This window comes from Rhizobium sp. NZLR8 (assembly GCF_019685025.1).
Taxonomy (GTDB): domain Bacteria; phylum Pseudomonadota; class Alphaproteobacteria; order Rhizobiales; family Rhizobiaceae; genus Rhizobium.
Genome location: NZ_JABDVY010000006.1, coordinates 1 through 21,531, shown reverse-complemented (window position 1 = coordinate 21,531; position 21,531 = coordinate 1). Strand labels below are relative to the sequence as shown.

The window sequence follows — 21,531 nt, the reverse complement described above, 5'->3', positions numbered from 1 at the left end:
TGAATTTGCGAACCGTTTGATAAACAAGGGATGATCTGACGCGGGCGCCGGTTGGGCGCCCGTTTCGCATGAAGGGATTTCCAGGCCCATGAGCATTCCCGCCCGGATCAAGGACGATCTGCCGTTCCTCACGGCCTTGCGCCGCGATCTGCATGCCCATCCCGAACTCGGTTTCGAGGAGGAGCGCACTGCCGGTATCGTCGCGCGACTTCTCGAAGAGGCTGGCATCGGCGTGCATCGCGGGCTGGCCGGTACCGGTGTGGTCGGCACGTTGCAGGTCGGCAACGGCACGCGCCGGATCGGGCTCAGGGCCGATATGGATGCGCTCGCCATGCCTGAAACGGCGGAGCGGCCCTATAGATCGACGGTGCCCGGCAAGATGCATGCCTGCGGCCATGACGGTCATACGGCGATGCTGCTCGGTGCCGCGCGGCATCTTGCGGCGACGCGAGGCTTCTCCGGCACGGTGCATTTCATCTTCCAGCCGGCGGAAGAAGGGCGAGGCGGGGCAAGGCGCATGGTCGAGGAGGGGCTGTTCAAACTTTTCCCCTGCGATGCCGTCTACGGGCTGCATAACATGCCTGGACTTGCGATTGACCAGATCGCCGTGGTCGAGGGGCCGCAGCTCGCCTCTTCCGACAGCTGGCGCATCTCTTTTCGCGGCATCGGCACCCACGGCGCCAAGCCGCATCTCGGCCGCGATCCGATCACGGCCGCCGGCACCTTCCTGTCATCGCTGCAGACCATCGTCGGACGGGTGGTCGATCCGCTGCAGCCGGCCGTCGTCAGCGCGTGTTCCCTGCAGGCCGGTGACCCGAAGGCGCTGAATGTCATTCCCGATATCGTGGAGATCGGCGGGACGGCGCGGGCCTATTCACCCGAGGTACGCGATCAGCTGGAGACCGAGATCGGTCGGTTGGCGCATGGCACTGCGGCTATGTACGCGGTTGCCGTCGACTACGTATTCGAGCGGCGGATTCCGCCTGTTATCAACGATGCGAATGCAACCGCGCGGGCGCTCGCCGCGGCCGGCTCGGTATTCGGCGGGAAGGTGCGGACAAGCTTTCCGCCGTCCACGGCAGGCGACGACTTTGCCTTCTTCGCGCAGAATGCGCCGGGCTGTTACGCCTGGCTCGGCAACGGGCCAGCAGTGGATGGGGCGCTGCATCACAACACAGCTTATGATTTCAACGATGGGGCGCTTGGATATGGGGCGGCTTACTGGGTGGCGTTAGTGGAGCGGGAGTTGAGGATTTAACGCATGTCGCCCGGAAGTGTGCAGCGGTTTCGGGATAACGACATGCATAAAAACAATGAGCTAAAGCGCGTCACATGAATCAAGTCTAATCCGACGCGCTTTAGACCCGCGTTTGCGGTGGCACGGCACACCGTGCAATCGCTGGAGCCCTACAAAACCTCCAGCACCGGATTTTCCAGCAGCTCGCCCGTCACCACATCGGCAATTCCCCGGTCCGTCTGGTGCGGGCCGACATTGCAGGCGAGCGTTGCGCCGAAGCAGGCCTTGAAGACCCGATAGGGCGGTTTCCAGTCGACGATTTTTTCCATGGCCTTGCGGATGCCGGCAAAGGCCGAAGCGGTGTCCTTTAGCGATGCGTCGGTCACTAGGCCGGAGAGCGGCAGCGGCAGTAGCGCCTCGATCTTTCCGTCTTTGGCGACGGCCATTCCGCCTCCGGCTGATATGACGGCGTTGGCGGCAAGCGCCATGTCGCGCGCATTGCCGCCGAAGACGGTGAGGTTGTGGCTGTCATGCGAGACGGTGGTGCAGAAGGCGCCGCGCCATTCACCCCAGCCGGTGAGGAAGCCGATGCGCGGGGTGCCGTCGGCTTTGCCGTGGCGATGGGCGACGGCGATCATGGCGCTGCCGGCCGGCGGTACGACGAACCCGTCTCTGACCTCTGTCTCCGCCTCACCCCATTGCGTGAAACGCGGGCGGTCGATGGTGGCGACACGGACGCGCTCGCAGCTCGACGGAATGCGGAAATCATCTTCGGCAAATTGCGGGAGCTTCACCGAATTTTCAAGCGGCGCCGGATCGAGCTGCTGGATGTCAACCTGCATGCTGCCGTTGCGGGCGACGACGCGACCGCTTGAGATGACCAGCCGCGACCGGAATTCCGTAAGGTCCTCGAAGAGCACGATATCGGCGCGGCGGCCGGGGGCGATGAGGCCGAGATCGGATCGCTTCAGCCGCTGTGCGGCGTTGAAGGTTGCGGCACGGATCGCCCACTCCGGCTTCATTCCGTAGCGCACCATCCGGCGGGCGACGTCGTCAAGGCCGCCGCCTTCGTAGAGTTCATCGGGAAAGACGTCGTCTGTGCAGAGTGTCACGGTCGGGGGCAGGTGGCCGAGACCATTCAGCACCTCGACGAATTCCTGGAGCAGATGGTCGTGCGATCCGCGCAGCTCGATCGTCAAGCCGGCGGCAAGCTTGGCCGCGAGGTCGCCGCCGGAAGTGAGTTCGTGGTCGGACGTGATGCCCGAGGCCATGAAGGCGTTGAGGTCGGGGCCTTCGAGGCCGCGGGCATGACCGCAGACGAGCTTGCCGGAGGCAAGGCCGGTATTGACGATGGCCATCATGCGCGGATCGCCGTCGATGACGCCACGCATGTTCATCACCTCGGCGACGCCGCCGACGGCGGAGGAGCGCAGTATCTCGGCGATGACGGAGGCATCGAAATCGGCACCGGCAAGTTCCAGGCCGGGCGCCGACGGCACGCAGGAGGGAGCGAGCAGGATCATGCGCAGCGGCAGGCAGCGTGCCGCCTCGATCGCCCAGCGCACACCGTCAAGGCCATGGACATTGGCGAATTCATGCGGATCCCAAACGACCGTGGTGACGCCGCGCGCCAGCACGGCGCTCGCATATTCCGCCGGTGTCACCATCGAACTTTCGACATGCATGTGGGTGTCGATCAGACCGGGTGTTGCGATGCCGCCTGCCGCATCGATGATCTCGACCGCATCCGTGCGGCTTGCCGAGGTGTGGACGCTCGCAATCAGGGCGCCAACGAGGCCGATATCGGCCTCGCGGATCAGGCCCGTCACCGCGTCGAGCAGCCGGCCGCCGGTAATTAGCATATCGAAGGGAGCATCACCGCGTGCGGCGGCGACGGCCCGCGCGCGCATGGCGGGATCGTTGAGATCGCCAGGTTCCTGGCGAGGGATGGCGTTCACTTCCGGGCCTCGTTGACCAGGGCTTCAAGGATAATGACACGCGCCCTGTCGGCATCGATGTCGGCGGCAAACTGGGCATTGAAGGCTGCATGCGTGGCGCGGGTCTCGACGACGGTGCGGCCACGGGTCAAGGCGCCCTGCAGTTCGACGTCGATACGCGCGGGCCGGAAGCTGACGACATCGGCAGCGACGAAGGCGACGGCGGCTGTGGGATCGTAGATCGCCATGCCCGGGCGGCCGCGGCTGGTGCCGATGCGGATATAACCCGAAAACATATCGGCGATCAGATCGGCATTGGCGCCGCCGGCATCGCGCACCGGCTCGGCATCCTCCGGCCTTGCCAGCACCTTGCGGCAGAGATCGAGATCGACCATGCGCAGCGGCAGGCCATGGGCGATGACGATCGACAGGGCCTCGGGATCGGCGAGCGCGTTGAACTCGGCAGACGCCGTATGGTTGCCTGAGGTGACGCCGCCGCCCATCCAGACGAGTTCGCTGATACGGGCGGCAAGATCGGGGCGAGCGAGCGCCACGGCGGCGATATTGGTGAGGGGCCCGAGCGCCAGCATACGGTGCTGGCCCTGATCTTCCAACCACCGGCAAAGCGCTGCAAAGGCATCGCTTTCAGCAAGAGCGGGGGCCTCCGGCAGGCTCCTGCCGATGGTCGGGATGCCGGTTTCGCCGAGGATCGCCTGAGCGGTTTCGAGCTTGCCGAGAACAGGCATGGCGCGACCGGTGTGGATCGGGAATTTCCAGCCGAAGGCAATGGCAGCGGAGGCGGCATTGGTTTTCACCTGCGGCAGTGGCGTATTGCCGAAGACCAGCGATACGCCGTCGATGTCAAATTCCGATTGACCCACCACCAGAATGGCGGCGATGTCGTCGAAGCCCATGTCGGTGTCGATCCAGACGCCCATGATCTCACCCGAACCGCTTGAGGCTGGCCGCGCCGGCAACCGGCAGGTCGAAGGCGAGCGCGCTGCCGATCTCATGCGGCGGCAGACCGGCATCAATCTCGGCCTTGATCGGGCCGAGCGCGGTATCGAGGAGATATTCGCGTGTGTTGCCTGCGAAAGACGTGCCGCGCACGGTGCCTTGAAAGGTGCCCGAGCCGAGGATCACTTTGCGTGGCCGCCAGGCGAGGCCCGCCGCAGCTTGCGGTGCGGGGCCGGAAAGGGCGATCGGGCCGTTCGTTGTCACAAGCTTTCCATCCTTCAGCGGGAAGACATTCTCGAAGCCGACGAAATCGGCGACGAAGGCAGAGGCCGGATTGTTGTAGATCTCTTCCGGCGTGCCGATTTGTTCGATGCCCCCGTTCAACATCACGACGATGCGGTCGGCAAGCGCCAAGGCCTCCACCTGGTCGTGGGTGACGAAGATCATGGTGACGCCGGTCTCCTTCTGTACCCGCTGCAATTCGGCGCGCATCTCAAGGCGAAGGCGGGCGTCGAGATTGGAAAGCGGCTCGTCGAGCAGCAGAACTTTCGGCTCCATCACCATCGAGCGGGCGAGCGCCACGCGCTGCTGCTGGCCGCCGGAGAGTTCGGCGGGCTTGCGGCGGGCGAAAGCCGACAGGCCGACCGATTTCAAGCCGGAGGCGACACGGGCGTCGAGATCTGCGCCCGAGATACCCTTGAGGCGCAAACCGAAGGCGACGTTCTCATAAACCGTCAGATGCGGGAAAAGCGCGTAGGACTGGAAGACGAGCCCGACGGCGCGCTTGTTGGCCGAGACGCGGGTGATATCGGCTCCATCGAGGCTGATACGGCCGGAGGTAGGCCTCAGCAGACCGGCGATCGCCCGCATCGTCGTCGTCTTGCCGCAGCCTGAGGGGCCGAGAAGGGCAACGAGCTCGCCCTTGCCGATCGTAAGGTCGAGATTGCTGACCGCGACCGTGTCGCCATAGGTAAGCGTCAGCTTGTCGAGTTGAAGATAGGCATCAGACATAGCGCGAGAATCCCAGGAAACGTTCGGCGAGGAAGACGATGCCCATCGAGAGAAAGGCGAGGAGGGCGGAAAGCGCCGCGATCGACGGGTCGTAGGTGGTTTCCATGTAACCCAGCATGTCGATCGGCAGCGTGTGGACGCCGGGACCGGAGAGGAAGAGCGAGACGGGCACCTGATTGAAGCTGGTGACGAAGCCGAGGATGAAGGCGGCAAGGATGCCGCCGCGGATATTCGGCATCACCACGCGGAAAAAAGCGCCGAGTCTGGAGGAGCCGAGCAGGACGGCGGCCTCCTCGATGTCCGAGCGCAGATTGTCGAGGCTCGCCGAGACGACGCGCACGGCATAGGGCAGTACGAGGGCCGTATGGGCGAAGAAGAGTGCCAGCGTGATGTCGAAACCGAAGGGCACGACGAGATAACGCAGCAGCGACAGGCCGACGATGATGCCCGGCACGATAATCGGCAGCGAGACGATGGTGCGGACGGTCTCGGCCGCGGGCAGCCGGTAGCGGGAGAGCGCGTAGGCGGCCGGGATGCCGAGGACGAGGGCGGCGAGCGTTCCGAACACGGCGAGGAACATCGACATGGCGAAGCTGTCGCGGAAACTCTCGACGGTGAACACCTTCATGACCCACCGCAGCGACAGGCCTTGTGGCGGAAAGGCCAGCGTATCGCCGGCCGATAGTGAAGCGGCAATGATGATCAGGAACGGACCGATCAGAAAGACCAGCAGCAGGAAAAGCACGATGGGCGAAAACAGGCGGAGGCTCATCGGCGGTTCCTCGCCGTCGCAAGACGTTTCAGCAGGATGTTGGCCGCAAAGCTCATGATGATCAGAATGAAGGCAATGACGCTTGCCGAGACGAAATCATTGGCGACGGAAACCTGCTGATACAGCAGCGTTTCCAGCATCAGCACCTTTGAACCGCCAAGCACGGCCGGGGTGATGTAGGCGGTCAGCGATCCGGTGAAGACAAGCGTGCCGCCGACGACGAGGCCTTCCGTGGTCAGCGGCAGGATGACCTTCCAGAAGACCTGGAACCAGTTGGCGCCAAGCACGCGGGCGGCGGGGATCGCATCCTTCGGCATGTTCTCGAGGGAGCTGATCAGCGACAGGATCATCAAAGGCAGAAAGAGTTGCAAGAGACCGATGAAGACGGCGGTTTCGGTGAACAGCAGCCGCAGCGGCTCGGCGCTGAGACCCAGGCGCGCTATCGCCTGGTTGACGATCCCGGTGCGGCCGAGAATGACGATCCAGGCATAGGTGCGCGCCACCGGAGAGATCATCAGCGGCAAGGTGACTAGGCCGATCATACGGCCCTTGCCATTCGGCGGCAGGTGGACGATGGCGAAGGCTGCGGCATAACCGATGACCGCCGAGACAGCTGTGACTTCGAGGCCGAGCCGGAAGCTGCGCAGGAAAACGGTGCGGTTGAGCGCCTCAGAGAAGAAACCGGCATAGGCCGACAGCGTCCAGCCGCCGCCGGCATGGAAGCCCTCCGACAGCAGGATCGCGACGGGCAGCAGGAAGACCAGGGTCGCAAAGACGGCTGCCGGCAGGGCAAGCGCCAGGGCTTCTGCGCGGTTCTGGAACATGAGGCGCCTTTCGAGCGGACAGAGGATTGTCCCGGCAGAGGAGCCGGGACCGGTTCTCAGACAGGCCTTATTGGCCGACCTTTTCGTTCCATGTCTTCAGCCAGCCGGCGCGGTTGTCGAGGGCGACGGCGGAGGGGATCAGCTTGAGGCTCTTGGCGGTTTCCTCGCCATAGGTAAGGTTGTTGGCTGCTGCCTCGGAAAGCTTGACCTCGCGGTTGGCGGGGCTGTCGATCAGCTTTTCGGCGAGCTTGGTCTGGATATCGGTCGAGAGCCAGAAATCCATGAACTGCAAAGCGAGGTCCTGGTTCTTCGAACCCTTGGTCAGCACCAACACATTCATGCCGCCGGTCTGGCCCTCCTTCGGTGTCGCCCAGGCGACCGGCACGTCGAGCTTGGTGAAGCCGGCCCAGGAGAAACGGCCGATCGGGGCTGCCCAGATCTCCTCCTGCTGCATCAGCTGCACCAGTTGCGAGGATTTTTCATAGAAGGTGACGACCTCGTCCTTCTTTTCGCCCAGCGCCTCGATGGGTCCCTTCAGATCGGGCGTATCCTTACCAAGGGCCAAGCCCAGCATGTAGAGCGCCGGCGGGCCCTGATTGGTGGTCACGTTCGGAAAGGCTACGTGCCCGACATATTCCGGCTTCAAGAGATCGTTCCAGGAATCGATCTTCATCTTGTCGGACCGATAGGCGATCGAGGTGGCATAGAAGGTATAACCGACGCTCATGCCGTCGCCATTCGGGTCCTTGGCGACGTCGTAGAGTTTGGCAAAATTGGGGAGCTTGGCGGTGTCGATCTTGTCGATCAGGCCGGCGCGCGAGGCGGCCAGCGCATCGGCCATGGAAACGGCGGCAAGATCTATGACGGGATTGGCCTTGTTGGCTTCCAGCTTGGCCAGACGCTCGACGCTGTTGCCGGTCTCGACCACCAGCTTGCAGCCGCATTTGGCCTCGAAGGGATCGTAGACCAGCGTCTTGAAATCGTCCTGTGCAAAGGCATAGACGGAAATGGTCAGCGTGCGATCGGCTGCGGCCGCTCCAAGCGGAGACAGGGCAGCGAGCGCTGCCGAGGCAATGAGAGCTTTTTTCATCTTACGTGTTCTCCATCTCTGAGGTTTTTGGTGCCGGGTGCGCAGGCCCGGATGATTGGCGGACGATCAGCTGCATCGCGACGCGATTGATCTCGGCGGTAACCAGCATGCCTTGCCGCATGCTGCTTTTTCTTATGGTATCCACCAGCGCCGACACGGCAATCCCGGCAATAGCGTCCATATCCATACGAACCGTCGTCAGCGACGGCGTGACGACCGGCGACCAAATGAGGTCGTCGAAGCCGGTGACGCTGACGTCGGCCGGAATGTTGATGCCGGCCTGCTGCAGCTCCGTCAGCGCGCGCAGCGCCTGCAGGTCGGAGAGTGCTGCGAAGGCGGTGAACCCCTGCCTGACTTTTTCGGCGAGACCGAGCGGGCAGCCGCTGCCGCCATCCTGCTCCAGTCTCTCGATCCACAGTGTTTCCGAATGCATGCCCGGGCGCATGCCGGAGCGGATGCCGCCGGCGCGGTCATTCTGGACGTTGGATTCCTGATTGTTGCCGATGATGAGGATGCGGCGATGGCCGAGGCTGGCGAGATGGCCGGCGATTTCGCACCCGCCCTGCCAATGGTCGGCGGCAACGGTATTGCCTGGCGTCGACGCGGTGTCGATAACGGCGACCGGGCAGGCGGCGGCGGAAATGCGAGTGGCGCGGCGGGGAATGATGACCATGCCGTCGACGCCGCGCTCGACCAGCCGATTGATCGCCTCGGTCTGCTTGGCGACATCGCCGCGGGAATCGGCGATCAGCACGCCGTAACCGGCGGCGGAAGCGGCGAATTCGATCGCCTGGGCAATTTTCGGGAACAGCGGATTGGCGATATCGGGCAGCACCAGGCCGAGAACGCCGCTGCGGCCGGTCCTCAGGGCCCGCCCGGCCTGGCTCGGGACATAACCGAGTTCGGCCGCATGCTCGCGGATCCTTTCAACCAGTTGGCCGGATACCCGACCCTTGCCGGACAACGCATTGGAGACCGTGGCGACGGAAACGCCGAGCGACGTTGCTATCCTGCTGAGGTTCGGTCCCGAACGCGATGAAGCCATGATCGACGGCGCTCTTGATTAATCGTTTAATCAAGCTCTACCTCAGCTCTTTTCGCTTGTCGATTCCCAATTCATCTTATGTGAGTTATCCGGATACAAAATTTGGTCGACATGAAAAAAGCCCCGCGAGACGATCGCGGGGCTCTGTACGTCAGACGGCACAAGGCGGCCGATCAGGTTTTCGCGGGCTTCACCACGACAGTGGTGTTGGCTACGGTCGTCTTGCCGCCGGGGGCAAAGCCGCCGCCGACCGCGACGTTCAGCGAGACATAGTCCTTGGCCATCTGCTGGACGGCTGCGGCAAGGCTTGCTTGGGCAAGCGAAACCTGGCGCTGGGCGTCGAGAACGTCGAGCAGCGAGGAAGCGCCGTCCTTGTAGGATGCTGTGGAAAGTTCGAGCGTCTCTTGCGTGGTCTTTACCTGTGCCTGGAGTGCCGAGACCGTGCGGGCGTCACGCCGGACGGCCGAAAGCGCGTTCTCGACCTGTTCGATCGCGGTCAGCACGGTCGATTTCCAGTTGAGATAGGCCGTAGCAGCATCCGACTGTGCCGATTTGACGTTGGCGCGCAGGCGGCCGCCATCGAGAATCGGCAGGTTGAGGGTCGGGCCGAAGGACCAGGGCGACAGGCCGCCATGGATGCCGCGCTGATTAATATAGGCCGGCGAAATCGAGCCGCTGAGCGAGATGCTTGGATAAAGCTGCGCCTGGGCAACGCCGATATTGGCCGTTGCGGCAGCGAGGTCACGTTCCGCTACGCGAATATCAGGACGGTTACGGATCAGGTCCGCGGGGATGCCGGAGGTGATGCTGCCGCGGAACACAGGCTGACCGGCGCCCCTTAGCAGCTCATCGACGAGAGCTGATGCCGGCAGGCCGAGCAACGTGGCGATGTGATGGGCGGAAATGCGGATATTGGTTTCGAGGCCGGGAATTTCGGCGAGCGTCGACTGTACCAAGCCTTCCGCCTGAACGACGTCGAGACGCGAGGCGGCACCAGCTTCAAGCTGGAATTTGGTGAGTTCGTAGGTCTCCTGGCGAGACTTCAGGTTAGCCTTGGAAAGCGCCAGGCGCTGCTGGAAATAGCGGACGTCGATATAACTCGAGACCATGTCCTGCACGAGAGTGAGCTTGGCAACGTCCGCGGATGCGTAAGCGGAATCGAGCGAAGCGAGAGCGCCTTCCGTGCTGCGTTTGTAGAGGCCGAAGATATCGAGCAGCCAGCTCAGCTGTGCTTCGCCGCCGCTGGTGTTGCGTGTGTCAAACTGCGTGCGCAGCTCACCGCTCTGGCCGCTGACCGTGTGCGAGGCGTCGACTGTCAGGTTCGGCAAGCCGCCGGCTCCTGCTACGGTGACGTTGGCGGAAGCCGCATTGATACGTTCGATCGCCTGCTGGATTGACAGGTTCTGGTCGAGGCCGCTCTGGACATAGCCGTCCAGCTTGCGGTCGTTGAACGCATTCCACCAGGCCACAGTGGTGACATCGCCATCGCTCTTGGTGTTGCCCTCTCCGAATTTGGCGGGCAGTGGCATCTCAGGAGGAACATGATCCGGGCCAACAACGCAGCCCGACAACAATAACAATAATGCCGGTGTGGCAATACGAAGAGATACCATTCATTTCTTCCTGTACTCGAGCAAGTCAATTCTTGTCCGAAGCTTCATGCTTCACTAACGGCCGTCGCGCCTCGCCCTACCAAAAAACACCATGCCGAAGCAGTCGGCCGCAATGTAGCAACGAGAACCGCATTATCACAGTGCATTTATATCACACTCCCGCCGCATTTTTTCCGCGTGTGGCAAAGATGCGTCGAATGACGACAAAGAAGGACGGTACGAAGAAGATTCCGAGCATCGTCGCCGCCAGCATGCCGCCGAGAACGCCGATACCGATGGCGTTTTGTGCCGCCGAACCCGCGCCTGTCGCGATCGCCAGCGGCACGACGCCCAGAATGAAGGCAAGCGAGGTCATGATGATCGGCCGCAGGCGCAATCTCGCTGCTTCCAGCGTCGCTTCGTAGAGGCCCATGCCGCTTTCCATGCGGTCCTTGGCGAATTCGACGATCAGGATCGCGTTTTTTGCCGCCAGGCCGATGGTTGTGAGCAGGCCGACCTTGAAATAGACGTCGTTGGCCTGACCGAACAAGGTTGCTGCCGTCAGCGCCCCGAGAATACCGACAGGCACCGCCATGATCACCGAGAAGGGGATCGACCAGCTTTCGTAGAGTGCTGCAAGGCAGAGGAAGACGACGAGAACGGAGATCGCATAGAGCATCGGCGCCTGCGAACCGGAAAGGCGCTCTTGATAGGAAATGCCCTGCCAGGCGACGGTATAACCGCCGCCAAGCTGTTCGGTCAGCGCTTCCATTTCGTTCATTGCATCGCCGGAAGAAATCCCGGGTGCGGAAGCTCCGTCGAGCGGAATGGCGCTGACGGCGTTGAAGCGGGCAAGCGAGGGCGCACCTTTCACCCACTCAGTCCGGGTAAAGGCGGAGAATGGCACCATTTCGCCGTCATTGTTGCGTGCGTACCAGTGGTCGAGATCACTCGGCTGCATGCGGAAGGGCGCATCGCCCTCAACGTAGACGGGCTTGATCTCGCCGTTCAGGGTGAAATCGTTGACGTCGCGGCCGGTGAAGATGATCGACAGCATCGAATTGACCGCAGCGATGTCGACGCCCATCGCACCGATCTTTTCCTGATCGAGCACGATTCGCATCTGCGGCTCGACTTCCTTGTTGCTGCTGCGCAGCGCCACGATCTTGCCCGAGGTGTTGCCCATCTGGATCAGCCGCTTGGAGGCGGCCGTCAGGGCGTCATTGCCGTGGCCGCCGGTATCGACGAGATACATGGAGAAGCCGCTCGACACGCCGAGGCCCTGGATCGCCGGCGGCAGAAGCGCGAAAACCTGCGCCTCGCGGATCTTGAAGAAACTGCCAAGCGCACGGTTGACGACTGACTGGGCGCTCAGCGCCGGATCGGTACGCTGCGAGAAATCCTTGAGCTTGGTGAAGACGATGGCGCTGTTCTGGCCGGAGCCGTTAAAGCCGAAGCCGAGCGCGCCGAACACGGATTCGACCGCATCCTTCTCATTTTCCCGATAGTACTTCTCGACCTTTTCGACAACCGCCTGGGTCTGCTGAGTGGTCGAGCCCGGCGGCGTGGTGACGATGGTCAGCAGCACGCCCTGGTCCTCCTGCGGCAAGAACGAGCTCGGCAGGCGGGTGAAGAGATAGGCGCAGCCGGCGCCGACGAGCAGGAAGACCAGCATGACGCGTATCGGCCGCTTCAAGAGATAGCCGATGGTGCTGACATAGCCGTTGGTCGAGCGCGTGAAGTTGCGGTTGAACCAGTCGCCGACGCGGTGTTTCCTGTGTTCGCCGACCGGCTTCAGCATCGTGGCGCAAAGTGCGGGCGTCAGCACGAGGGCGACGAGCGCCGACAGCAGCATGGCCGAGACGATGGTGATCGAGAACTGACGATAGATGATGCCGGTCGAACCACCAAAGAAAGCCATCGGAATGAAGACGGCGGTGAGGACGAGGGCGATGCCAACAATGGCGCCGGTGATTTCGCCCATCGACTTTTCCGTCGCCTCGAGCGGCGAAAGCTTCTCTTCGGACATGATGCGTTCGACGTTTTCGACGACGACGATGGCGTCGTCGACGAGAAGGCCGATCGCCAGCACCATCGCGAACATCGTCAACGTATTGATCGAATAGCCGGTGACCGCCAGCACCCCGAAGGTGCCGAGCAGGACGACGGGAACGGCAATCGTCGGGATCAGCGTAGCCCGCAGGTTCTGCAAGAAGATAAGAAGGACCACGAAAACGAGCACGATCGCCTCGATCAGCGTGTGCACCACCTTTTCGATAGACAGCTCGACAAAGGGCGTCGTGTCGTAGGGATAGGTGATTTCCACACCGGCGGGCAGGCCGCGGCCGATGACAGCGAGGGCAGAGCGCACGCGGGCGGCGGTATCGATGGCGTTGGCGCCGATCGCCAGATTGACGGCAAAACCGGTCGAGGGCTGGCCATTGTAGCGCGAATTGCCGCCGTAGCTTTCCTGGCCGATCTCGATGCGCGAGACATCGCCTAAGCGCACCGTCGCGCCATCCTTTTCGACCTTCAGGATGATGTGCTCAAAATCGGCGACGGTGGTCAGCTGACTTTGCGCAGTGATGGTAACGTTGATCTGCTGGCCGGGGATCGCCGGCTGGGCACCGAGCGAACCGACCGAGACCTGGGTGTTCTGCGCCTGGATGGCTGCGGTGACGTCGCTCGGCGTCAACTGGTATTTCAGCAGCTTGAAGGGGTCGAGCCAGACGCGCATGGCGTATCCTGAGCCGAAGACGTTGATGCTGCCGACGCCTTCCAGGCGCTGGATCTGGTCCTCGATCGAGGTCGACACGATGTTGCCGAGGTCGACCGAATTGCGCTTGCCGTCGGTGGAAACGAGCGAGCCGACGAGAAGAATGCTCGAGGTCGAGCGGGTGACGCTGATCCCGGCATCGATGACGTCGCTCGGAAGCTGCGACTGAACCAGCTGCAGCTTGTTCTGCACCTGTACCTGGGCGATATCAGGGTCGGCACTCGTCCCGAAGGTCAGCTGGATGCTGGCCGAACCCGTCGACGAGGTTGAGGTCATATAGGTGAGATCGTCGAGGCCGGTCATGCCGTCCTCGATAATCGTCGTCACCGATTTCTCGACGGTCTCAGCACTCGCGCCCCGATAGGTGGCATTGATACGGACCGTCGTCGGCGCGATGTCGGGATATTGCGAGATCGACAGGGTGGAGATCGCCAGCAGGCCGGCGAGCATGATGGTGATCGCAATGACCCAGGCGAAAATCGGACGTCGGATGAAAAACTTGGCCATCGGTTGTTCCTGTGCGGCTGAGACGGTGACGTAGGGGCTCGAAGCGATTACTTCGCTGCGGGCTTCTGTGCGTCACCGGCCGCGGGCTGCTCGGCAGCCACGACCACGCCGTTGTCGGTGATCTTCATCGGAACCGGCTTCACCGGCATGCCTGAGGTGATCGATTGCAGGCCACTGACGATCAGCTGATCGCCGTCCTTGATGCCTTCGGTCACGAGCCAGGAATTGTTGGAGGGCGAGCTGTTCTCGAAAGCGCGGGTTTCGACCTTGCCATCGGCGGAAACGAACTGTGCCGTCAGCCGGCCATTGGCATCACGGCTCGTCGCCAGCTGCGGCAGCGCATAACCCGCCTCGGCGCCGAGTTCGACGGTTGCCCGGACATACATACCGGGCAGCACGATACGGTCGGGATTTGGAAAGAGTACGCGGATAATGAAGGTGCCTGTGGTCTCACTGACCACCTGCTTCGACATGTCGAGCTTGCCCTGCTGATTGTATTCCTTGCCGTCTTCGAGGATCAGGTGGAAGACGACATTGGCGGCGCCCTTGATGTCGCCGGCGGCCACCGCATCGCGCAGCTTCAGCAGGTTGGTGCTCGATTCCGTCAGCGAGATATAGATCGGGTCAAGTTGGCGGATCGTCGTCAGCGCCGTCGTCTGATTGGCTGAAACGACGTTGCCGACATTATAGGCCGTCTGGTCGCTGATGCCGTCGAAGGGCGCGATGATTCTGGTGTGGTCGAGATCGATCTGTGCGGCGGACAGCGCTGCCTTTGCCGACTCGACTTCGGCCTTGGCCTGGAGAAGTGTCGTCTTGGCTGTTTCGAATTCGATCTGGGTGGCGCCGCTGCCGACGAGGCGCTGGTAGCGGTCGAGATTGCTTTCAGCGCTCGGCACACTCGCCTCGGCTTTGGAGATTGCTGCCTTCGCCTGCTCGACGGCAGCGATATAGGGCGCATCCTCGATCTGGTAGAGAAGATCGCCCTTCTTGATCTCGCCGCCTTCTTTAAAGGCGATCTCGCGGATGAGACCGCTCACCTGCGGCCGGATATCGGCCGTCTGGAAGGTCTCGGCGCGGCCGGGAAGGATCGTGGTAATCGGGAAACTACCCTTTTTCAGCGTGATCACACCGACGGGCGAGGCCTGCTGGGCCGCGCCGGCACCTGCATTGCCGGCGGGCTTGCTGGCGTTATCGCTGCAGGCTGCGAGCAATGCGCCGAACGCCAGCGCCGAGGAGATGAGGAGGGCACGCCGTATCATTCTGAATTCCCTGTGCGGTGGCAATGGCCGTTCGATCCACGGGCTCGGCTCAGCCGAGCGCAGGCTTATAAGCGTCAGGACTGGTTCGGCATTCAAATGCCATCATCCGAATTTAACAAAAGCTTTACGAAGTGACGTAAGTCAGCAATCGTCACTTAGCAAGCGTTATTTTGCAGTGCGGCATCGACGAAGCCCACGATGTGCTCGGCGCGGTGTACGAGTGTTTCCTTGTCGTCGCGGGCGATCAGGATAGGGTGCAGCACGCAGGCGAGCACGTCTGCGACGGTGCGTGCCGCGCTCTCGGGATCGCGGCAATGATAACGTCCCTCCGCCATTCCTTCGCGGATGATCTCACCGAGCTTTTCTTCGATACGGGCGCGATAACGGTTGCCGGCCTCGAGTTTGGCTTCGATTGTCGAAAGCACCATTTCGAAGATGTAAGGGTTCTTCTGGATGTCCTGCAGATGGCCTTCCAGCAGGCGAAGGACGAAGCGAAGCAGTTGCTCCTTCGGCGGCAGGTCCTGGTCGAAGGCTGCGAAACGCTCGGTCGCATTGTCGAGATGGCGCCCGGCGATCGCATCGATCAGCGCGACCTTGGAACGGAAATGCTTGAAGACATTGGCCGGCGACATGTGGAGCGCGCCGGCGATGTCGGCAATCGACACCGCGACATAGCCGCGCTCGCGAAACAGCATCTCCGCCATGGAGAGGATGTCTTCTCGCGTTTCCTCGGCCTTGCGTCTCGGCCTTCTTGCCATCCGTCCCCCGCCGGGCGAGCCCGATCCTTCTTTCGGCTGATGTTAGCGCGATTGCACGAAATGCAGCAAGCCGGTGATTAGCCAGCCGCTTTCGCACGCCGCCATCTCAGAGGAAGTAGGGGGCGAGGTTCTTTCGGACACGGGCAAGCGGCGTCTCGCCACTATCGTCGGGCACAAAGCGCTGGCCGGTGATCGCCTCATACGCCTTGATATAGACGGCCGAGGTCTGCTCAATCAGTTCAGCAGGGATTTCAGGGATCTCATCCTTATAGGGATCGCAGCGCTCGGCCACCCAGGCGCGGACGAAATCCTTGTCGAAACTTTCCGGACGTTTTCCGGCGGAGAAGCTTGCCGGATAGCTTTCGGCAAGCCAGTAGCGGCTGCTGTCGGGCGTGTGGATCTCGTCGGCGAGGATGATATTGCCGTCGCCATCGGTGCCGAATTCATATTTGGTGTCGACCAGAATCAGACCGCGTTTCGCGGCCATCTCCTGGCCGCGGGCGAAGAGCGCAAGCGCGTATCGCGATAGGGTCTGCCACTGCTCCTTGGTCAGAAGGCTACGCGTGACGATTTCGTCAGGGGTCAGCGGCTCATCATGGCCGCCATCGAATTCCTTGCTGGTCGGGGTGATGACGGGTTCGGGCAGGATCTGGTTGTCGCGCATGCCGTCGGGCAGGCGCATGCCGTACATCTCGCGCTCACCCTTCTTATAGAGTGTCAGGATCGACGTGCCGGTGGTGCCAGCGAGATAACCGCGCACGACGATTTCGACCGGCAGGATGTCGAGCCGCGTGCCGATGACGACATTCGCATCGGGATAGTCGAGAACGTGGTTCGGGCAGATATCCCTTGTCGCCTCGAACCAGTAGCGCGCCGTCTGCGTGAGCACCTGGCCCTTATAGGGAATGCAGGTGAGAATGCGGTCGAAAGCGCTCAACCGGTCGGTGCTGATGATAATCCGGCGTCCGTCCGGAAGATCATAATTCTCTCGCACCTTGCCGCGATAATAGTTCGGCAGTTCCGGGAAATGGGCTTCGGAGAGGATTCGCACGGCGCTCGACTGTCCTTGTGATTGGGTGAAGGCTTCCTGTCGTTTCATTGCCGGGAAGTCAAGGTGGCGCCCAAGTATCGCATCACAGCCAGAACAGAGCCAGGAGAAACAAAGCGAGGCCGTAACTTGTAACGGCAAGTGGCCAGCCGGCGCGCAGGAAGTCGCTGAAACGGTAGCCGCCAATGCCCATTGCCAACGTATTGTTATGATGGCCGAAGGGCGTCAGGAAATCGAGCGAGGCGCCGGCTGCGACAGCGATCAGATAGGCGTGCGGCGCATGGTTGCCGGCTTTCGCGAATTCCAATGCGATCGGGGCCAGGACGATTGCGACCGTCGCGTTGTTGACGAAGGGCGTCAGCGCCATCGCGAGGAAGAGGATCAGAGCAATGCCGAAGAGCGGATGGGTGATCGGCACGACGAGGCTCAGCCAGCCGGCGATGGTTTCGGCCGCTCCGGTGGTTGCCACCGCCTGACCGATCGGGATCATTGCCGCCAGCATGATAATGATCGGCCAATTGAGATCGGCCATCGCCTGGCGGATGTTCAGATGATTGAGCAGGGCAAGCACTAGCACGACGCCGGCAAAGGAAACATCAGGACGCAAGCCGGCCGCGGAGGCGGCGATGCCGCAGGCAAAGAGCGCGAAGGGCCGCCAGGAGAGCGAAGCGGGTTCGCTCGAAGCAGCCGAAGCGAGCGGCAGGCACTCGCTTTCTTCAAGCGCTTCGGCGATCGCTATGCGCGGCCCCTCTAACGTCAGTATATCGCCAATCGACAGCTGCAGGTCGAGGAATCGGCCCTCTATGCGCGGCGCGCGCATGGAAAGAGCGGTGACTGCGACGCCGCGACTGTGAAAGATTTCGAGCGAACGGATCCGCGATCCGACCAGCGTGCTTTCCGGCATGACGACGGCTTCGACACGGGTAAAATCCGGCTGCAGGCCGTGCGGATGGGCATCAGCCATCAGCGCCTGCGCGGCGGCAAGGCCGACAAAGACCGTATCGCCGCCTTCGGCAAGCAGCACGTCGCCGGCTTCGATCACCGATTGGTCGAGCGGTCCGAAGACGAAATTGTCGCCACGGATCAGCGCATGCGGCTTGATGCCGAAACGCGGGGGGCAATCGGAAAGCCGCACGCCGATCAGCGGCGAAACATCGGGGATGCGACGCTCGACGACGATACGGCGCGTGGCCGGAAAGGTCGTCGCCGGCGCCTCGTCGAGATATGGAAACAGCCGTTGCACGCGAAAGGCGATGATAAAAATGCCGGCGATTGCGACCGGCAGGCCAACATAGGCGAAATCGAAAAAGCGAAAGCTCACGCCGGTCGCTTTAGTGAGCGCATCGCTGACGAGCAGGTTGGCCGGCGTGCCGATCAGCGAAACGAGACCGCCGAGCAGGGCTGCGAATGAGACCGGCATGACGAGCTGGCGGCGGGGGATGGCCAGAGCCGTGCCGAGCCGCAGCGCCACCGGCAGGGTGATCGCAAAGGCACCGATATTGTTCATAAAGATGGAGATGACGCCGGTAAGAGAAGAAATGCCTGATATGACCTGGAAACCCGAGGGGCCCGCGGCCGCGAAACGGGCAGCAAGACCGTCGAAGAGCCTGGCGCGCGCCAGCACCTGGACGATCAGCAGGATCTCGACGACGGTGACGACGACGGGGCTGGCGAAGCCCGTGAAGATCTGATCGGCGGGATAAAGGCCGAGTGCATGGCCGGCAAGCAGACCGGCGATCGAGACCACCTCGATGCGGAAGCGATCGAGTGAGAAGAGAACGAGCATCGCCAGCAGAAGGATCAGCAGGGATGCTTGCTCGAACGTCATGCATGGATCCGGTGTTTCATCGACGAGGCGGACTGTAATCGTTCCTCATGCGCTGTACAGAGGTGCCTTCAGGCAAAGATTGGACAATTCCCATATCTCGCATCAAGCTGGCGAAGCCTGCCACCGGCCCGCTGCGTTCCGCTCCAGAATGGGCGTTGCGAAAACGCCGACGGTGCGCGCGATCCATTGCGGTGCGACGGCCGCAAGGCTCTCGCGCCAGCGCTCCGATTGCAGCATCGCCGCACCGGGGCGGCGGGTTCGATGCCGCAGGCCGTCAGCAGGTGAAGACCGGCGGCGATCGAGGCGCCGCTGGAAATGACGTCATCAATCAGAGCGACGCGCCGTCCGGTCAGCAGCGGCAGCATTCGCGGATCGATATAGAGCCGTTTCTGTTGCGTCGGCGTGGTGATCGAGGACAAGGCAACGGAGAGCTCGTCGCGGTACCAGAATTTGCGTGAGGTACCGAGCGGAACGTACCTGCTATGACCGAGCTTCTGGGCCACGGCGGCGGCAAGCGTCAGGCCAAGCGTCGGCAGGCCGGCGACAACATCGATGCGCATGGGCCTGATCTTTTCGACGAGGCTTTCGGCGAGCGCATCGAGCACGGCGAAGCTCGCCTGGTTGACGATCAGCGAGGCGAGGGCGTGATCGCCATCTGCCAGTATGCGGATCGGCAGGCGAAGTTGGCGGCCATCCTCCAGCGCGGCGACATAAAAGGAGGTGAATTCCTGGTCGTCGGGAAAGGTGCCGGGAAGATGAATCTCCTGCCAGAAATCATGCGGCGCCATCGCCATCACATCGGTCAATTGCGTCTCGACCTTTCCACACCGGTTCTACGACGCAGCACCTGCAGTTCCGCCTCGCTCAGCGGACGCACGGCGCCTTTCGCCAGTTCGCCGAGTTCGAGCCCGCCGATTGCGACGCGCACCAGGCGCAGGCATTCGGTTCCGAGTGCCTCCAGCATGCGGCGGATCTGGCGATTGCGGCCCTCGTCGAGCTCGACCTCGATCCATGAATTCCTGTCACCCTGGCGCAAGCGCCGCGCGGCGGTCGCCGTCAGCAATTCGCCGTTGTCGCGGATGCCCGATGTCATGGCGGCGATACCCTCATCGTCCATGACGCCGCCGATCTGGACATGGTAGGTCTTCGTGACATGGGTGATCGGATCGAGCAGGATCTGGGCGAATTCGGTGTCGTTGGTGAACAGCAGCAGCCCCTCGCTTGCCTTGTCGAGCCGGCCGACGGGGGAGAGATGCGGGATGTCAAAATCCCGGAGGCAATCATAGACCGTCGGCCTGCCTTCGGGATCATGGCGGGTCGTGACGAGACCGCGGGGCTTGTTGAGCATCAGATAGATTTTCGCCTCTGCAGCGACAACGAGCCCGTCGACGCTGATCCGCGCAGTTGCAAGATCAACCCATGCGGCGATATCGGTGATGGTGCGGCCGTCGACGGCGACGCGGTTTTCGGCAATCAGCCGTTCGGCCTGCGTTCGGGAGCAATAACCGAGCTTGGAGAGGGCGCGGGGAAGAGTGACCCGTTTACCTGCAGCGCTATCGGCGGGCTTTGTCCGCTCACGCGTCTTATGCGGTGGGCGCCGCTCCCTCATCTGACGTCCTTGTCTTGCCTCGTGCCCTCTCTTGGCATGAACGGCGCACGGATACCAGCGACGCAAAGAAAAACGGAGGGAATGAAATGCCGCAAAAGGCCTCAGCGCTTAAGGGCAAAGCGCCGTGGGGGGCTTGCTGGGATCTGACCGCCTCAGCGGCAGACCATGAAGCCGGCCAGTTCCTTGCGGCTGACGACGATGCCGGCGGCGGCCTTGACCGGGTCCGGATGTGTGTATGACAGGCTTGGCATTTCCGGCAGGTCGAGTGCCTGGCGCATATTCATGATGCCGACGGCGTGACGACCATTGGCGCCGTCGACGCTGACTTCGATGATGCAGTTGGCCCTCTTGTTTTCCATGGTAGTCCTCCCTTCGTTTTTTATGTTCCCATAGCTGGCATTAAAAATTGGTTTTTGTAAGACATAAGCGTTTACGCACCCGACCGAAAGACAGATCGGCGGGTGCGTAAAGAACCGGTTGATGCGTGGATGCGGCGACTTAGCGCCACCATTGCCGAGGTTGCGGCTGTTGACTGCCGGACAGCAGATATCCGGCGAGGAATCCGATGGCGCCTGCAAGCGCCAGCGCGGTGGTCGTTGCGGCCGGATGCTCGCGGGCGGCGTCGGCGGCAGCGACGCCTTCAGCCTTGATTTGTGCGACGGCGTTCTTTGCCCGGGGCAGGGCTTCTTCATAAGCCTTGCCGGCGCGGCCGCGCACTTCGTAATAGGCTTCGGCGCCTTGAGCGGAAATCATCTTCTGCAGGCGCGAGACTTCCTGTTGGAGTGCGGCGATGTCCTTGCTGACAGATGCTCTGATATCATCGGTGTTGGCAGCCATGTCGGTCTCCTTCCTTCAATGGGAGAGAAAACACCTCAGACGGAGATAGGTTCCGAAATGCCCGCCGTTGATTTGTGACGGAAATTTAAAGCTCGCCAATTGAGGGCGCTTGATCCTTCATTAACCATAAATTCGCGCAAGCCACTGTTTTTCGTTATCTTTCCCCAGTTGAAAGCGACTTTCCGACGGATTTTTGACCAGACGATAAACAAATTTTCAGGAATCCGCCCCGCGACAGCCCCTTGTGGATAATGTCCACCGACAAAAATGCCAGCCGAATCAGCCTGTTACAAAATTGTCAAAAAACTTTCGGCATGGCTGTTGACTGTTTGGGAGGGTTAGTTCTATAAGCCCACTCACTGAACGAGGGCGGCGGCGCTGCTGGCGACGAAGTCTTTCGTTCTAAAGAAACTCAAGCGGATTGGCGATTGCTGGTTTGTGTTC

At 62.0% G+C, this 21,531-nt stretch carries 17 protein-coding genes and 1 pseudogene; 1 reads left to right on the top strand and 17 read right to left on the bottom strand.

Annotation, left to right across the window (positions count from 1 at the left end; all coding sequences use genetic code 11):
- Window positions 1–88 precede the first annotated feature (88 nt).
- Entirely contained in the window at window positions 89–1,258 is a 1,170-nt protein-coding gene (locus HJB89_RS15170; protein WP_207581631.1) for a M20 aminoacylase family protein, read from the top strand.
- A 149-nt stretch (window positions 1,259–1,407) separates the two neighbouring features.
- Here the strand turns inward: HJB89_RS15170 and HJB89_RS15165 are convergent, their stop codons facing one another.
- From HJB89_RS15165 to HJB89_RS15085, 17 genes and pseudogenes are all read right to left on the bottom strand, one after another.
- The gene (locus HJB89_RS15165; RefSeq protein ID WP_221150147.1) at window positions 1,408–3,195 is read right to left on the bottom strand and encodes an adenine deaminase C-terminal domain-containing protein; all 1,788 of its coding nucleotides are present in this window, start codon (window positions 3,193–3,195) and stop codon (window positions 1,408–1,410) included.
- Window positions 3,192–4,112 (bottom strand): nucleoside hydrolase, encoded by a 921-nt coding sequence (locus HJB89_RS15160; protein WP_207581629.1) that lies wholly within the window; start codon window positions 4,110–4,112, stop codon window positions 3,192–3,194. Before HJB89_RS15160 ends, HJB89_RS15165 begins: the two co-directional genes overlap by 4 nt.
- A gap of 4 nt (window positions 4,113–4,116) precedes the next feature.
- Window positions 4,117–5,142 (bottom strand): ABC transporter ATP-binding protein, encoded by a 1,026-nt coding sequence (locus tag HJB89_RS15155; protein ID WP_207581628.1) that lies wholly within the window; start codon window positions 5,140–5,142, stop codon window positions 4,117–4,119.
- On the bottom strand, window positions 5,135–5,914 hold the full coding sequence (locus HJB89_RS15150; RefSeq protein WP_207581627.1) for an ABC transporter permease: 780 nt from the start codon (window positions 5,912–5,914) through the stop codon (window positions 5,135–5,137). Before HJB89_RS15150 ends, HJB89_RS15155 begins: the two co-directional genes overlap by 8 nt.
- Window positions 5,911–6,738 carry an ABC transporter permease gene (locus HJB89_RS15145; protein ID WP_207581626.1) on the bottom strand — a complete coding sequence of 276 codons (828 nt, stop codon included), beginning with the start codon at window positions 6,736–6,738 and terminating at the stop codon, window positions 5,911–5,913. The genes HJB89_RS15150 and HJB89_RS15145 overlap by 4 nt, the downstream gene beginning before the upstream one ends.
- A gap of 67 nt (window positions 6,739–6,805) precedes the next feature.
- On the bottom strand, window positions 6,806–7,828 hold the full coding sequence (locus HJB89_RS15140) for an ABC transporter substrate-binding protein (RefSeq protein ID WP_207581625.1): 1,023 nt from the start codon (window positions 7,826–7,828) through the stop codon (window positions 6,806–6,808).
- Between the two features lies 1 nt (window position 7,829).
- The gene (locus HJB89_RS15135) at window positions 7,830–8,873 is read right to left on the bottom strand and encodes a LacI family DNA-binding transcriptional regulator (RefSeq protein WP_207581624.1); all 1,044 of its coding nucleotides are present in this window, start codon (window positions 8,871–8,873) and stop codon (window positions 7,830–7,832) included.
- Window positions 8,874–9,046: 173 nt separating this feature from the next.
- Window positions 9,047–10,486, bottom strand: a complete 1,440-nt coding sequence (locus HJB89_RS15130; protein WP_207581623.1) for an efflux transporter outer membrane subunit — start codon at window positions 10,484–10,486, stop codon at window positions 9,047–9,049.
- A 151-nt stretch (window positions 10,487–10,637) separates the two neighbouring features.
- Window positions 10,638–13,748 carry an efflux RND transporter permease subunit gene (locus tag HJB89_RS15125; RefSeq protein ID WP_221131806.1) on the bottom strand — a complete coding sequence of 1,037 codons (3,111 nt, stop codon included), beginning with the start codon at window positions 13,746–13,748 and terminating at the stop codon, window positions 10,638–10,640.
- A 47-nt stretch (window positions 13,749–13,795) separates the two neighbouring features.
- A complete protein-coding gene (locus HJB89_RS15120; protein ID WP_207581621.1) occupies window positions 13,796–15,007 on the bottom strand; it encodes an efflux RND transporter periplasmic adaptor subunit in 1,212 nt (403 codons plus the stop codon).
- A 155-nt stretch (window positions 15,008–15,162) separates the two neighbouring features.
- A complete protein-coding gene (locus HJB89_RS15115; RefSeq protein WP_207581620.1) occupies window positions 15,163–15,765 on the bottom strand; it encodes a TetR family transcriptional regulator in 603 nt (200 codons plus the stop codon).
- A 106-nt stretch (window positions 15,766–15,871) separates the two neighbouring features.
- Window positions 15,872–16,816: a phosphoribosylaminoimidazolesuccinocarboxamide synthase gene (locus HJB89_RS15110; RefSeq protein WP_207584367.1), complete on the bottom strand. Its 945-nt coding sequence runs from the start codon at window positions 16,814–16,816 to the stop codon at window positions 15,872–15,874.
- A gap of 82 nt (window positions 16,817–16,898) precedes the next feature.
- A complete protein-coding gene (locus HJB89_RS15105; protein ID WP_221116347.1) occupies window positions 16,899–18,641 on the bottom strand; it encodes an SLC13 family permease in 1,743 nt (580 codons plus the stop codon).
- A gap of 102 nt (window positions 18,642–18,743) precedes the next feature.
- A pseudogene (locus HJB89_RS15100) lies at window positions 18,744–19,429 on the bottom strand (phosphoribosyltransferase).
- A 14-nt stretch (window positions 19,430–19,443) separates the two neighbouring features.
- Window positions 19,444–20,250: a pseudouridine synthase gene (locus tag HJB89_RS15095; protein ID WP_207581619.1), complete on the bottom strand. Its 807-nt coding sequence runs from the start codon at window positions 20,248–20,250 to the stop codon at window positions 19,444–19,446.
- A gap of 152 nt (window positions 20,251–20,402) precedes the next feature.
- Window positions 20,403–20,609 (bottom strand): hypothetical protein, encoded by a 207-nt coding sequence (locus HJB89_RS15090; protein ID WP_007631295.1) that lies wholly within the window; start codon window positions 20,607–20,609, stop codon window positions 20,403–20,405.
- A gap of 139 nt (window positions 20,610–20,748) precedes the next feature.
- Window positions 20,749–21,087, bottom strand: coding sequence for a hypothetical protein (locus tag HJB89_RS15085; RefSeq protein ID WP_164007994.1), 339 nt, complete (start codon window positions 21,085–21,087; stop codon window positions 20,749–20,751).
- Window positions 21,088–21,531 lie beyond the last annotated feature (444 nt).